We start from the raw sequence: 13,258 nt of genomic DNA on the forward strand, positions 1-13,258 counted from the left end.
GTGTGGTGTCTGTCGTGCCGTCGCCCCCGGCGGCGGCAACTGTGCTCAGGACACGCCCTCGTGGCAGGGATCTGTTCAAGGGAGCCCGTGTGGGCTGTTTCACTCACTCCGGGTCGAACCCGGCGCGCCGCAGGGCCGTGGCCACAGCGAGGCCGAGGACCTGGTGTCCGCTGTCGTTGGGGTGCAGGCCGTCCTCCAGGTGTTCGGGACCGAGCAGGTCCCGGCCCGGAAGGACGGCGAGCCGGTCGTCCCCGGCGGCGATCCGGTCCCGGGTCGCGCGCTCCATCGCGTCGCGCAGCGCGCCCAGGGTGGCGCCGAGCTTGTTCGGGGTGCGCTCCGCGTCGGGCCGCAGCACCGGTGAGACCAGCAGCAGCGGTGTCCGCGGGTGACCTTGGCGGACCAGGTCGAGGAAGGCGCGCGTGGTCTCGTACAGCAGGGGTGCGGAGAAGGGCACCCGGGACCAGCAGTTGGTGCCGAAGGCGAGCGTGAGGACGTCGGCGGGCAGGCCCGCGAGCTGCTCGGCGGTGGCGAGTTCGCCGCGCGCCGCTCCCGCGTAGCCGAGGTTGACGGTGTCCCAGCCGAGCGCCCGGCCGGCGACGGCGGGCCAGCCGTGCGCGGGACGGGTGGACCACCAGCCCTCCGTGATGGAGTCGCCGTGCACCACCCAGCGCGGGGCGGTCGGCGCCGGGGCGAGCGGGCCGCCGATCCCGCGCAGGCCGAGGACCAGCGGCGACTGGGTCTCGGGCGGGTGGATGGTGAACGGGCCGGTGCCGCCCCCCAGGCCGATCCGTACGACCGCCTCCGCGGCCGGTTCGGTGAACACCTCGGTGACCACTCCGTGCCGGTCCCAGAGCGCGAAGCCGTGCGCGAGGTCGTGCAGGGCGTCGGTGGGCCCGGGCAGCGTCGCCCGGTAGTGGACCTCCACCGCGTGCGCGGTCTCGGTGGTGAACTCCAGCCGGACCCCGATGGGCAGGGTGGACCGCTCGCCGGTGTCCCAGGGCAGCCGCATGGTGTCCGCCGGGTCGGCCCGCACCGGTCGCCCCTTGTCCAGCCAGGCGACACCGCGCAGGAAGGGCTGCGGATCCTGCCACGGCCACTGCTGGTCAGCGCCCGGTCTGCTCACGCTCCGCCTCCGATCGTGTGTGCATGGTCTCGGCGACCCGTACCCCGCCCCTGCCCGGATCCACCGCCTCCGCTCGCACCAATGCCGCCGGATGCCGCCGGACGGCACGCTGCGACACATCTGACGAAGTGTCAAGAAAGGGGGTCCGGAGAGGCCTGCGCAGCGATCGATCATCCGTACGCAACAAAGGGCCATCCCGGACAGATCCGCGCAACGATCGTGCGCCAATGTGCAAGGATGGTGCATTACGGGCGGTATCACTCAGCTCGTAGGCTCACTCGCTGTACGTGGAGTGGCGGATCGCCAGCTCGGCGGTCCTCCCATGCTCAGGCCCTTCCCCCGTCGGGCCCTGTCCTGCTCCGGATCGTCGCGGTCGACGCCTCATCCCCGACCTCCCCGATCCGCAGTGACAAGGAGTCCCCTCGTGCTCGACCACGGCCAGGCGCCACCGCTCGCCACGAAGCCCGTCAACCCGCTGCTCCGCCGCAAGCCGGTGGAGCAGCTGGTCTCCGAGGGCGGCCAGGGTGAGGGCGGCGCGCTCAAGCGCTCGCTCACCATGTGGCAGCTGACCATGATCAGCATCGGCGCCACCCTGGGCACCGGCATCTTCGTCGTCCTCGGCGAGGCCACCCCGATCGCCGGCCCGGCCGTCTTCATCGCGTTCATCGTCGCGGGCCTGACCGCGCTCTTCTCGGCGCTCTCCTACGCCGAGCTCGCGGGCTCCATCCCCGTCTCGGGCTCCTCGTACTCCTACGCCTACGCCACCATGGGCGAGCTCATAGCCTGGGTCTGCGGCTGGTGCCTCGTCCTGGAGTACGGCGTCTCGGTCGCGGCCGTCGCCGTCGGCTGGGGCCAGTACCTCAACGAGCTGCTCGACGGCACCCTCGGCTTCACCATCCCCGAGGGCTTCTCCGCCCCGCTGGGCGAGGGCGGCTACATCAACCTGCCCGCCCTGGTCGTGGTCCTGCTCTGCATGGTCTTCCTGCTGCGCGGGGCCAAGGAGAGCGCCCGGATCAACACGATCATGGTCGCCGTCAAGATCGTGACGCTGGTGCTCTTCTGCGTCATCGGCTTCATGGGCATCAAGGCCGGCAACTACACCCCGCTGGCCCCGCTCGGCGTCACCGCCATCAGCACCGCCGCCTCCATGCTGTTCTTCTCGTACATCGGCTTCGACGCCGCCTCCACCGCCGGTGAGGAAGCCAAGAACCCGAAGAAGGACCTGCCGCGCGCGATCATGCTCTCGCTCGCCATCGTCACCGCGATCTACTGCCTCGTCGCCCTGGTCGCCGTCGGCGCCATGCCGTGGCAGGAGTTCGAGGGCAGCGAGGCCGCCCTGGCCCAGATCATGGAGAACGTCACCGGACACTCCTTCTGGAGCGTCATCCTGGCCGCGGGCGCCGTCGTCGCCATCGCCAGCGTCGTCTTCGCCGTCCTCTACGGTCAGACCCGCATCCTCTTCGCGATGTCCCGCGACGGCCTGATGCCCAAGGTCTTCGCCAAGGTCGACCCGAAGTCCGGCACCCCCCGCGTCAACACGATCATCGTCTGCCTCTTCTGCGGACTGCTCGCCGCCTTCATCCCGCTCGGTGAGCTGGCGAACGCCACCAGCATCGGCACGCTCTTCGCGTTCGCCCTGGTCAACGTCGCCGTCATCATCCTGCGCAAGACCCGCCCGGAGATGAACCGCACCTTCAAGGTCGCGCTCTTCCCGGTCACCCCGATCGTGGGCTTCCTGCTCTGCGCCTACCTGATGACGGAGCTGCCCGGAATCACCTGGCTGGTCTTCGGTGGCTGGATGGCCGCCGGGCTCGTGATCTACTTCTTCTACGGCATGCGCCGCTCCAGCCTGGCCACTGTGGCCGCCCCGGCCGTCCCGGCCGAGGAGGCCGCTGAACAGAAGTGATTCACCCCCCGTGCGACTGAACGATCTCGACGAACGCATCGTGCACGCCCTCGCCGAGGACGCCCGCCGCTCCTACGCGGACATCGGCTCCGAGGTCGGGCTCTCCGCGCCCGCCGTGAAGCGGCGCGTGGACCGGCTGCGCGCCGAAGGCGCCATCACCGGCTTCACCGTCCGCGTGGATCCGGCCGCCATGGGCTGGGAGACCGAGGGCTTCATCGAGATCTACTGTCGGCACAACACCTCGCCGGACGACATCCGGCGAGGACTGGAGCGCTACCCCGAGGTGGTGTCCGCGTCGACCGTCACCGGTGACGCGGACGCCCTCGTCCAGGTCTTCGCCTCCGACATGCGGCACTTCGAACGGGTCCTGGAACGCATCGCCGGCGAGCCCTTCGTGGAACGCACCAAATCGGTCCTCGTGCTCTCCCCGTTGCTGCGCCGCTTCACCTCCGGCGCACCCGCGTAGTCCCCGTCGGGGCCGGACCGGCCCGGGCGGCTCAGGCCCGCGCGGACACGGCCATCCCGGCCCGGCCCAGGAGCGCGTGACGCTCCTCCTCCGTCAGACCGCCCCAGACGCCGAACGGCTCGCGGGTGCGCAGGGCGTGGTCCAGGCAGGCCGTCCGGACCGGGCAGGCCGCGCAGACCCGCTTCGCGGCGGCGTCCCGCTCCTCGCGGTCCTCGCCCCGCTCACCGGCGGGGTGGAAGAACCGACCGGACCCCAGGTCCCGGCAGGCCGCCCGGGACTGCCACTGCCAGAAGTGGTGCGCGGAGCCGGGCAGGCGTGAGACGTCGGTCATGGCAGTTCCTCTCCGTGGGTTGTCCCGCGTGTGACCGCTCGCACCGCCCTGAAACCCGGCCGTCGCCGACGGCTTCCGGATCAGGCGCCCGCGGCCGGTGTGCGCAGCCCCAGGAAGACCGGGCGGCGGCGCACCGTGAAGCCCATCGACTCGTAGAGCCGGACGGCGTCGGTGTTCGCCGCCGCCGCGTGCAGGAACGGGCTGTCCCCGCGCTCGCGGACCGCCGCCGCGACCGCACGGGTCAGCCGGCCGGCCAGGCCCCGGCCCCGGTGGTCCGGGTGGGTGCACACCGCGCTGATCTCCGACCAGCCCGCCGGCCGCATCCGCTCCCCGGCCATCGCGACGAGCCGGCCCTCGTGGCGGATCCCGAGGTACGTGCCCAGCTCGACGGTCCGGTCCAGGAACGGGCCCGGCCGGGTCAGCCCGACCAGCTCCAGCATCTCCGGTACGTCGCCGCGCCCCAGCGGCACCGCCTCCGGCGCGGCCTCGGCCCGTACCGCCCGGCCGTCCAGCTGCACGCCCGGCACCGTCATCAGCGTCTCCCAGTCCGGCGGCGGGGTCGGCAGCCCGGTCACCCAGACCTCCCGACCGGGTCCCACCAGCGCGGCCAGGTCCGCCCACGCCCCGGGATCCTCCGGGTCGCGGAGCGCCGCGAAGGGGGACGTGTCGCGGGCGTAGCGGCCGGCCCGACCCGCCGGTCCCAGCTCGGCGAAGGCGCGGTGGGTGCCGGTCAGCGCCGCCCAGACCGGGTTGTCGAGCACAGCGCTGTCGGACAGGGTTCCGGTCTCGGGGGACATGGGTGCGGGACTCCTTCCGTGGGGCGGCGACGATCGTCCGCGGCCGCCTTCTTGACGGCCTCGGGCGCCGCCACGAAACTGCGGGGGACGGCCGCGACGAACGTGCCCGTCGTGGGAAGCCTAGCCACCGCGACGTGGGCCGCCGGGGCCGGGACGGTCCGAGGGCGGGCCCGGGACGGGCCGAGGACGGGACGGGGGTGGAGCACCGGTGGACACGGCCTGGACGGCGGAACCGGGAGCCCCGACCCTGCGGCGCTGGTGGCTGACCCGGCGCCTGCACATCGACCTCCTGCGCGTGTGCAGCGCATTCGGCCCGCGCGGCTGACCCTCGCAGACGAGTGACCCGGACCGGGCGTGCGCGACGGCGCCCGGAGCGCCGGCCTGCGCAGCGCCGCCCCGCCCGGGGCGCGCGCCGCCCGGGCCACCACCGTGACCTGGCCGCCGTGCGCCCAGGCCGCCGCCCGCGCCATCCCAGGAGAGCCATGTCCCACACCGTCCTGCCCCGCACCGGCCCGGCCCCCGCCGCGCGCGGCCGCATCGGGGCCGGGTTCTCGCCCGTCCCGCACCGCTACCGCCTGTACCTGCGCGCCGACTGTCCCCGCTCCCGGCAGGTGGCCGCGGCCCTGGCCCTGCTGGGCCTGGAGGACTCCGTCGCCACCACGGTCCTCGGCACGACCACGACCACGACCACGGGCACGGGCGCCGGCTCCGCCGGCGAATCGGCCGGGTACACCGCGCTGCGGCTCGCGTACGAGGCCGCCGGCCACCACTTCGACGCCACCGGGACCGCCCCGGCCCTCGTCGACACCTGGAGCGGCCGCGTCGTCTCCGACCACACCCCCGACATCCTCGACGACCTGCACTTCCTGGCGGGCCACCCGGCCTTCCGCAAGGCCGCGTAGCAGGGGCCGACGCAGGGGGCCGCGAGGCTCCGCCGGGGTCCCCGGGGAGCCTGCGCGGGCCCCGCGCAACGAATCGCCGCGCCCGTCGGGGAACACGCAACGAATCGATGCGCGCAGCGCAACGGTCACGGCTTGTCCGGGTGGAGCGCGCGAACGTACCGTCGTATGACCCCACCCCTCCTGCCACAGAGGTAGTCCATGCCTGCGCTGCGCACCGCCCTCCTCCAGAGCTCCGGAGTTCTCGGCGACACCGCCCAGAACCTCAAGGCGCTCGACGAGGCGGCGGCGCGCGCCGCGCAGCGCGGGGCCGGGCTCCTCGTCACCTCGGAGATGTTCCTGACCGGCTACGCGCTGGACCTCCAGGACATCCCCGGGCTCGCCGAAGCGGCCGACGGCCCGTCCGCCGTCGCCATCGGCGAGATCGCCCGCCGCCACGGCGTCGCCGTCCTGTACGGCTACCCGGAGCGGGGGGACGGCGCCGTCTTCAACGCGGCGCAGCTCATCGGCCCCGACGGGGTGCGTCTGGCGAACTACCGCAAGACCCACCTCTTCGGCTGCTTCGAACAGGACGCCTTCACCCCCGGCGACACCCCCGTCGTCCAGGCCGACCTCGGCGGCCTCCGCATCGGCATCATGATCTGCTACGACGTGGAGTTCCCCGAGAACGTCCGGGCGCACGCGCTCGCCGGCACCGACCTCCTCCTGGTGCCGACCGCGCAGATGCACCCGTTCCAGTTCGTCGCCGAACAGCTCGTCCCCGTACGGGCCTTCGAGAACCAGATGTACATCGCGTACGTCAACCGCACCGGCCCGGAAGGCGAGTTCGAGTTCGTCGGACTCAGCTGCCTGGCGAGCCCCGACGGGGTCACCCGGACCCGGGCCGGACGCGGCGAGGAGCTGGTGTTCGGCGAGGCCGACCCCGAGCTGCTGGCGGCATCCCGCGAGACCAACCCCTACCTGCGGGACCGCCGCCCCGGGCTCTACGCCTCCCTCGTCTAAGACCTCTTCCCCCAGCCCTGCCGCAAGGAGACGTACCCCCATGACGTCCACGGTGCCCACCACCGCCGTCCCGCACAGCGACGGACAGCCGCCGATCACCATGTTCGGCCCGGACTTCCCGTACGCGTACGACGACTTCCTCGCCCACCCGGCGGGTCTCGGTCAGATACCCGCGACCGAGCTCGGCACCGAGGTGGCCGTCATCGGCGGCGGCCTGTCCGGCATCATCTCGGCGTACGAGCTGATGAAGATGGGCCTCAAGCCCGTCGTCTACGAGGCCGACCAGATCGGCGGCCGGCTGCGCACCGTCGGCTTCGAGGGCGCCGGCACCGAGGAACTGACCGCGGAGATGGGCGCCATGCGCTTCCCGCCGTCCTCCACGGCCCTGCAGCACTACATCGACCTCGTCGGCCTGGTGACGGAGCCCTTCCCGAACCCGCTCGCCGAGTCCACCCCCTCGACGGTCGTCGACCTCAAGGGCGAGACGCACTACGCCGAGACGATCGCGGACCTGCCGCAGATCTACCGCGACGTGTCCGCCGCGTGGAACGCCTGCCTCGACGAGGGCGCCGACTTCTCCGACATGAACACCGCGATGCGCGAGCGGGACGTCCCGCGCATCCGCGAGATCTGGGCCAAGCTCGTCGAGAAGCTCGACGACGAGACCTTCTACGGCTTCCTCTGCAAGTCGGAGGCCTTCAAGTCCTTCCGCAAGCGCGAGATCTTCGGCCAGGTCGGCTTCGGCACGGGCGGCTGGGACACCGACTTCCCGAACTCCATCCTGGAGATCCTGCGCGTCGTCTACACCGAGGCCGACGACCACCACCGCGGCATCGTCGGCGGCTCCCAGCAGCTGCCGCTGCGCCTGTGGGAGCGCGAGCCCGAGAAGATCGTGCACTGGGCCCAGGGCACCTCGCTGTCCTCCCTGCACGACGGCACCCCGCGCCCGGCGGTCACCCGCCTGCACCGCACGGCCGGCAACCGCATCACGGTCACCGACTCCTCCGGCGACATCCGCACGTACCGCGCCGCGATCTTCACGGCTCAGTCGTGGATGCTGCTGTCGCAGATCGAGTGCGACGACACGCTGTTCCCGATCGACCACTGGACGGCGATCGAGCGCACCCACTACATGGAGTCGTCGAAGCTGTTCGTCCCCGTCGACCGGCCGTTCTGGCTGGACAAGGACGAGGAGACGGGCCGCGACGTCATGTCGATGACCCTCACCGACCGCATGACCCGCGGCACCTACCTGCTGGACAACGGCCCGGACAAGCCCGCCGTCATCTGCCTCTCGTACACCTGGTGCGACGACAGCCTGAAGTGGCTGCCGCTGTCCGCGAACGAGCGGATGGAGGTCATGCTGAAGTCCCTCGGCGAGATCTACCCCAAGGTCGACATCCGCCGCCACATCATCGGCAACCCGGTCACCGTGTCCTGGGAGAACGAGCCCTACTTCATGGGCGCGTTCAAGGCCAACCTCCCGGGCCACTACCGCTACCAGCGCCGCCTGTTCACCCACTTCATGCAGGACCGCCTCCCCGAGGACAAGCGCGGCATCTTCCTCGCGGGCGACGACATCTCCTGGACGGCCGGCTGGGCCGAGGGCGCGGTCCAGACCGCCCTCAACGCCGTCTGGGGCGTCATGCACCACCTCGGCGGCTCCACGGACGCCACCAACCCGGGCCCGGGCGACGTCTACGACGAGATCGCCCCGGTCGAACTCCCGGAGGACTGACCCTCCCGGCCCCTGATCACGGGCCGCCGCCCCGCGAACGTCAGCACGCGGGCCGGCGGCCCGTTCTCATGCCCGCCGCCTTCGTCCGACCGTACGGGCCCCCGGGTCAGAGGCGGCTCGGCAGACCGTGGTGCGCGCCCGCCGCGACGGGGGTCAGCAGGCAGCGGCCCACCAGGCCCACGCCCGCGTCGAGGGAGGCCGTGAACTCCGCGGCCAGTTCGGGGGAGCGGCGCAGGGTCCACAGCAGGCGGGCCGTCGCCCAGGCGCCGGCCCGGGCGCGCTCCAGGCTCCACGAGCCGAGCAGGTGCGTCAGCGGGTCGGCGACCTCCAGCAGGTCGGGGCCCGGCATCAGGTCCTCCCGGATGTGTTCCTCCAGCGAGACCAGCGTGTCGCCGACCCGGTCGAAGTCCGCCTCCAGGGCCCGCGGTTCGCAGCCCAGCTCACCGCACGTGGCCACCACGGCGAGCGCCAGGTCGTGCCCGATGTGCGCGTTGATCCCGGCCAGCGCGTGCTGGAGCGGGCGGATCCCGGGGTGGCGCCGGTACTGGAGGAGCGGGCGCCAGCAGGCCGGGGCCCGGTCCGCCTCCACCGCCGTCAGGTACCGCTCGGCGAACCGCACGCTGAGAGTCGCCGCCCGCCGGGGCGCCGGGAAACACCCGTGCTCGATCCGGTGGTGGAGGGTCTCCGTCACCGTCAGGTAGACCCGGTTGAAGACGGCGACACCGTCCTGCGGCGGCAGCCGCTCGTCCAGGGCGCGCATCCGCGCCAGCACCGCTTCCATGGGAGGCAGGGTCGCAGGCGCCGACGCGGAACCGGGGAACTTGGCCGTACGCTTCCCCGGTTCGGGCGAAACCCCGTCAACGGGGCTTGCCCTGCGCCTCCCCGCCGTCGTCGTACGCGGAGGTGCCCGCGTCGAGCAGGGGCTCCTGCGGCTTCAGGTGCGCGGGAGCCAGGCAGCGCAGTGCGTGATAGCCCCCGATCACCACGATCGTGCCCAGCGCGATGCCGCCCAGCTCGAAGGTGTCGGTGATCTGGAGCTTCACCCCGCCGACGCCGATGATGATGCCCGCCGCGGCCGGCACCAGGTTCAGCGGATTGCGCAGGTCCACCCCGCCGTTGATCCAGATCTGGGCGCCGAGCAGGCCGATCATCCCGTAGAGGATCACGGTGATGCCGCCGAGCACGCCGCCGGGGATCGCGGCGACGACCGCGCCGAACTTGGGGCACAGGCCGAAGAGCAGCGCGAATGCGGCCGCAGCCCAGTAGGCGGCCGTGGAGTAGACGCGGGTGGCCGCCATGACGCCGATGTTCTCGCTGTACGTGGTGTTCGGCGGGCCGCCGACCGCCGTGGACAGCATCGACGCGGCGCCGTCCGCCGCGATGGCCGTGCCCAGCTCGTCGTCGAGCGGGTCGCCGGTCATCTCGCCCACGGCCTTGATGTGACCGGCGTTCTCGGCGATCAGCGCGATCACCACGGGCAGCGCGATCAGGATCGCCGACCACTCGAAGGACGGCCCGTGGAAGGACGGCAGGCCGACCCAGTCGGCCTTCGCGACCGCGGAGAGGTCAAGGCGCCAGTGGTCCACGGCCGCCTCCCCGCCCACCGTCGAGTGGATCTTCCCGAAGAGCAGGTCGGAGAGCCAGGAGAGCGCGTACCCGAAGACCAGCCCCAGGAAGATCGCGATGCGCGACCAGAAGCCGCGCAGGCAGACCACCGCGAACCCGGTGAACAGCATGGTCAGCAGCGCCGTCCACTGGTCCTGCGGCCAGTACGTCGATGCCGTCACCGGAGCCAGGTTGAAGCCGATCAGCATCACCACCGCACCCGTCACGATGGGCGGCATCGCCGTGTGGATGACGCGCGCCCCGAAGCGCCGGACGGCCAGCCCGGCCAGGAACAGCGCCACGCCGACGACGAACACGGCGCCCGTGACGACCGCGCTGTCCCCGCCCGACGCCCGGATCGCCGCCGCGACACCCACGAAGGACAGCGAGCAGCCCAGGTAGGAGGGGACCCGGCCGCGCGTCGCGAGGAGGAAGATCACCGTCGCGACGCCGGACATCATGATGGCGAGGTTCGGATCCAGCCCCATCAGGACCGGTGCGACGAAACTCGCGCCGAACATCGCCACGACGTGCTGGGCGCCCAGCCCGGCGGTCCGCGGCCACGACAGCCGCTCCTCCGGCCGGACCACCGCGCCGGGGGCGGGCGTCCGCCCGTCTCCGTGCAGGGTCCAGCCCACGCCGAGGCCCATGTTCCACTCCTCTTCCCCGGACGCTCCCCAGCGCCGGCCGCCGACACGTCGAGGCCGCAGCGCACGGGAAGTGCCGCTGCGGCCAGTCGACATATTACGGCCGGATATCGATGGGTTCGTCCCGATCGGCCGGACCGGCCTTCTCGCCGGTCCCGCCCCCAGCCTGCCCCACCGGCGGCCGCGGGCGCAGTACCGCGGCGCCCACGACCAGCGCGAAGGCCAGCAGCGTGACCAGTCCGAAGGACACCACCAGCGAACTCGCGTCGGCCACCGCGCCGATCGCCGACGGCGCGATCAGCCCCGAGGTGTACGTGATCGTCGCGACGCCCGCGATGGCCTGCGCCGGGGCGGGCCCGCTGCGCCCTGCCGCCGCGAACGCCAGCGGGACCACCACCGCGATCCCGAGCCCGATCATCCCGAAGCCGGCCAGGGCCGCCCCCGGGTGCCGCGCCAGGACCACGAGCAGCCCGCCCGCGGTGGCCAGGACGCCGCCCGCCCGGACGGTACGCACCGGCCCGAACCGGTCCACCACCCGGTCCCCGGCCAGCCGGGCCACGGCCATGGTGAGGGCGAAGGCGGTGGTGGAGGCGGCCGCGAGCCCGGCGTCCGTGTGCAGCACGTCCCGCAGGTACACCGCCGACCAGTCCAGGCTCGCGCCCTCGGCGAAGACGGCGCAGAACCCGATGGCCCCGATGAACAGCGCGGACTTCGGGGGCAGCGCGAAGTGCGGCGGTGCCTGCGCCTCCGCGTCGCCGCGCAGGTCCAGTACGCCCCGTACGGCGATCAGCCCGGCCGCGGTGAGGACGAGCGCGGCGACCAGGTGGTGCAGCCGGGCGTCGGCCCCGGTGTGCGCGGCGACCGTGCCGGCTGCCGATCCGAGCAGCGCGCCCACGCTCCACATGCCGTGCAGCGAGGACATGATCGAGCGGCCCAGCCGGTTCTCGGTCTCCACGCCCAGCGCGTTCATCGCCACGTCCGACATGCCCGCGGTGGCCCCGTAGACGAGCAGGGCCAGACACAGGACGGGCAGGTTCGGGGCGAGGCTCGGCAGGATCAGGGAGAGGGTCCACATCGCCAGCAGCCCCCGCAGCGCGGTGCGCGCGCCGAACCGGTGGTTGATCCGCCCGGCGAGCGGCATCGCGAGCGCCGCACCGAGGGCGGGGAAGGCGAGGGCGAGGCCCAGGGTGCCCGCGCTGAGCTGGGCGTGGTCCTGGATCCAGGGGATGCGGGTGGCGAAGGAGCCGGTGACGGCGCCGTGGGCGCAGAAGACGGCCGCGATGGCGGAACGGGCATGGCGCAGGCGCGCCGGGCTGAGGTCGTGGTCCCCGGTCATGGGAAATAAACTATCAGGGACCCTGCCTGATAGATAACGGCCCGCACTCCCTAGGATGGGCGCCGTGACTTCCGCCCCCGCCCCGGTACCGTCCCCCGCCTCGCCCAGCACGGCCCGGGCCCTCAACGACCGCCTCGCCCTGCGGCTCCTCCAGGAGTCCGGACCGCTGACGGCCGCCCAGCTCAAGTCCAAGACCGGCCTCTCCCGCCCCTCGGTCGCCGACCTCGTCGACCGCCTCACCGGAGCCGGGCTGATCGAGGTCGTCGGCGAGTCCGGCGCACAGCGGCGCGGCCCCAACGCCAAGCTGTACGGGATCGTCGCCGACCGCGCCCACCTGGCCGCCCTGGACGTCCGCACCGACCGGGTCACCGCCGTCGTCACCGACCTCCTCGGCCGGCCCCTGGCGGAGGCCGCCCTGCCCGTCGGCGCACCCGAGGACGCGGTCGCGGCCCTGCTGCGCACCGCGCACGAGGCCGGGGCGACCGCCCTCCACACCGTCGTCATCGGAGCCCCCGGCCTCGTCACCCCGGCCACCGGCGAACTCCGCTACACCATCGGCCTGCCGGCCTGGCACCGCGACCTGGTGGCCGCCCTGCAACGGACCCTGCCCGCCGTCGTGGTGGTCGAGAACGAGACCAATCTGGCCGCCCTCGCGGAACAGCGCCTGGGCGTCGCCCGCGACCTGGACTCCTTCGTGCTCCTGTGGCTCGGCGCGGGCGTGGGCGCGGCGGTGGTCCTGGACGGCCGGCTGCGCCGGGGCGCCTCCGGCGGGGCGGGCGAGATCGGCTTCCTCCCGGTACCGGGCACCGGCACCCTGCCGTCGGCCACCGAATGCGGGGGCGGCTTCCACGCCTTGGCGGGCCGGGAGGCGGTGGCGGCGCTCGCGGCGGAACACGGCTTCCGGGGGCCGGTGGAGGAGGCGGTGGCCGGGGCGGGCGGGGAGGTGTTCCTGGAGGCGCTGGCCGAGCGGCTCGCGCTCGGCGCCGCGGCGGTGGCGGCGCTGCTCGACCCGGGCTGCATCGTCCTCGGCGGTGAGCTCGGCCGGGCGGGGGGCGACGCGCTGGCCGCCCGCGTCGCCGCCCGCCTCGCCACCCTCTCCCCGGTCCCGACCGCGGTCCGCGCCACCGCGCTCGGCGACCGCGCGGTCCTCACGGGCGCCCGCCTGGCCGCCCGCGAGGCGGCGCAGGAGGTGCTGTTCGGGGGGTAGCACGGTCTGGCCCTTTGGCTGCGGGTGGCTGCGCCGCTTGGGCGGGGTCGGCGGGGTGGGGGCCGGTTGGGGTGGGGGCGGGCGCGCTTTGGCTGCGCCGCTTGGGCCGGTTGGGGTGGGGGTGGGCGCGCGCCGGGGCGTCTCCTCGGGCGCCGAACGTGTCGGGAGGTCGGATATCTCCGCCGCACTGCGGTAGGCACC

General features: G+C 73.3%; 12 protein-coding genes. 6 read left to right on the top strand and 6 right to left on the bottom strand.

Annotated features, from left to right (window positions below):
- Positions 1-103 precede the first annotated feature (103 nt).
- Positions 104-1,123, bottom strand: a complete 1,020-nt coding sequence (locus ACFYP3_RS25060) for a GDSL-type esterase/lipase family protein (RefSeq protein ID WP_388836531.1) — start codon at positions 1,121-1,123, stop codon at positions 104-106.
- Positions 1,124-1,547: 424 nt separating this feature from the next.
- Here ACFYP3_RS25060 and ACFYP3_RS25065 point away from each other — a divergent pair, with 424 nt between their 5' ends.
- Positions 1,548-3,029, top strand: coding sequence for an amino acid permease (locus tag ACFYP3_RS25065; protein ID WP_388836534.1), 1,482 nt, complete (start codon positions 1,548-1,550; stop codon positions 3,027-3,029).
- A 10-nt stretch (positions 3,030-3,039) separates the two neighbouring features.
- Positions 3,040-3,495: an Lrp/AsnC family transcriptional regulator gene (locus tag ACFYP3_RS25070; protein WP_007262967.1), complete on the top strand. Its 456-nt coding sequence runs from the start codon at positions 3,040-3,042 to the stop codon at positions 3,493-3,495.
- Between the two features lie 31 nt (positions 3,496-3,526).
- On the opposite strand, the gene ACFYP3_RS25075 is transcribed toward ACFYP3_RS25070, so the two are convergent.
- Both ACFYP3_RS25075 and ACFYP3_RS25080 read right to left on the bottom strand, forming a co-directional pair.
- A complete protein-coding gene (locus ACFYP3_RS25075; RefSeq protein WP_388836537.1) occupies positions 3,527-3,826 on the bottom strand; it encodes a WhiB family transcriptional regulator in 300 nt (99 codons plus the stop codon).
- An 80-nt stretch (positions 3,827-3,906) separates the two neighbouring features.
- Positions 3,907-4,623 (bottom strand): GNAT family N-acetyltransferase, encoded by a 717-nt coding sequence (locus ACFYP3_RS25080; protein ID WP_388836540.1) that lies wholly within the window; start codon positions 4,621-4,623, stop codon positions 3,907-3,909.
- Positions 4,624-5,105: 482 nt separating this feature from the next.
- Between ACFYP3_RS25080 and ACFYP3_RS25085 the strand changes: the two genes are divergently transcribed.
- From ACFYP3_RS25085 to ACFYP3_RS25095, 3 genes are all read left to right on the top strand, one after another.
- A complete protein-coding gene (locus ACFYP3_RS25085; RefSeq protein WP_388836543.1) occupies positions 5,106-5,525 on the top strand; it encodes a hypothetical protein in 420 nt (139 codons plus the stop codon).
- 198 nt (positions 5,526-5,723) lie between these two features.
- Positions 5,724-6,524: a carbon-nitrogen hydrolase family protein gene (locus ACFYP3_RS25090; protein WP_388836546.1), complete on the top strand. Its 801-nt coding sequence runs from the start codon at positions 5,724-5,726 to the stop codon at positions 6,522-6,524.
- A 40-nt stretch (positions 6,525-6,564) separates the two neighbouring features.
- Entirely contained in the window at positions 6,565-8,262 is a 1,698-nt protein-coding gene (locus ACFYP3_RS25095; protein ID WP_030706416.1) for an NAD(P)/FAD-dependent oxidoreductase, read from the top strand.
- A 106-nt stretch (positions 8,263-8,368) separates the two neighbouring features.
- On the opposite strand, the gene ACFYP3_RS25100 is transcribed toward ACFYP3_RS25095, so the two are convergent.
- From ACFYP3_RS25100 to ACFYP3_RS25110, 3 genes are all read right to left on the bottom strand, one after another.
- Positions 8,369-9,043, bottom strand: a complete 675-nt coding sequence (locus ACFYP3_RS25100) for a DUF5995 family protein (RefSeq protein WP_388836549.1) — start codon at positions 9,041-9,043, stop codon at positions 8,369-8,371.
- A 76-nt stretch (positions 9,044-9,119) separates the two neighbouring features.
- On the bottom strand, positions 9,120-10,517 hold the full coding sequence (locus ACFYP3_RS25105; RefSeq protein WP_388836552.1) for a uracil-xanthine permease family protein: 1,398 nt from the start codon (positions 10,515-10,517) through the stop codon (positions 9,120-9,122).
- 94 nt (positions 10,518-10,611) lie between these two features.
- Positions 10,612-11,850 (bottom strand): MFS transporter, encoded by a 1,239-nt coding sequence (locus ACFYP3_RS25110; RefSeq protein WP_388836554.1) that lies wholly within the window; start codon positions 11,848-11,850, stop codon positions 10,612-10,614.
- A gap of 55 nt (positions 11,851-11,905) precedes the next feature.
- Between ACFYP3_RS25110 and ACFYP3_RS25115 the strand changes: the two genes are divergently transcribed.
- On the top strand, positions 11,906-13,057 hold the full coding sequence (locus ACFYP3_RS25115; RefSeq protein ID WP_388836557.1) for an ROK family transcriptional regulator: 1,152 nt from the start codon (positions 11,906-11,908) through the stop codon (positions 13,055-13,057).
- Positions 13,058-13,258 lie beyond the last annotated feature (201 nt).

Source organism: Streptomyces sp. NPDC005533 (genome assembly GCF_042871845.1).
Classification (GTDB): Bacteria; Actinomycetota; Actinomycetes; order Streptomycetales; family Streptomycetaceae; genus Streptomyces.

What these genes read in the sequence shown, in the direction of transcription:
- ACFYP3_RS25080 (WP_388836540.1), bottom strand. Translation starts at nt 4,623, where the DNA reads ATGTCCCCCGAGACCGGAACCCTGTCCGACAGCGCTGTGCTCGACAAC.
- ACFYP3_RS25090 (WP_388836546.1), top strand. Translation starts at nt 5,724, where the DNA reads ATGCCTGCGCTGCGCACCGCCCTCCTCCAGAGCTCCGGAGTTCTCGGC.
- ACFYP3_RS25085 (WP_388836543.1), top strand. Translation starts at nt 5,106, where the DNA reads ATGTCCCACACCGTCCTGCCCCGCACCGGCCCGGCCCCCGCCGCGCGC.
- ACFYP3_RS25105 (WP_388836552.1), bottom strand. Translation starts at nt 10,517, where the DNA reads ATGGGCCTCGGCGTGGGCTGGACCCTGCACGGAGACGGGCGGACGCCC.
- ACFYP3_RS25095 (WP_030706416.1), top strand. Translation starts at nt 6,565, where the DNA reads ATGACGTCCACGGTGCCCACCACCGCCGTCCCGCACAGCGACGGACAG.
- ACFYP3_RS25115 (WP_388836557.1), top strand. Translation starts at nt 11,906, where the DNA reads ATGGGCGCCGTGACTTCCGCCCCCGCCCCGGTACCGTCCCCCGCCTCG.
- ACFYP3_RS25100 (WP_388836549.1), bottom strand. Translation starts at nt 9,043, where the DNA reads ATGGAAGCGGTGCTGGCGCGGATGCGCGCCCTGGACGAGCGGCTGCCG.
- ACFYP3_RS25110 (WP_388836554.1), bottom strand. Translation starts at nt 11,850, where the DNA reads ATGACCGGGGACCACGACCTCAGCCCGGCGCGCCTGCGCCATGCCCGT.
- ACFYP3_RS25075 (WP_388836537.1), bottom strand. Translation starts at nt 3,826, where the DNA reads ATGACCGACGTCTCACGCCTGCCCGGCTCCGCGCACCACTTCTGGCAG.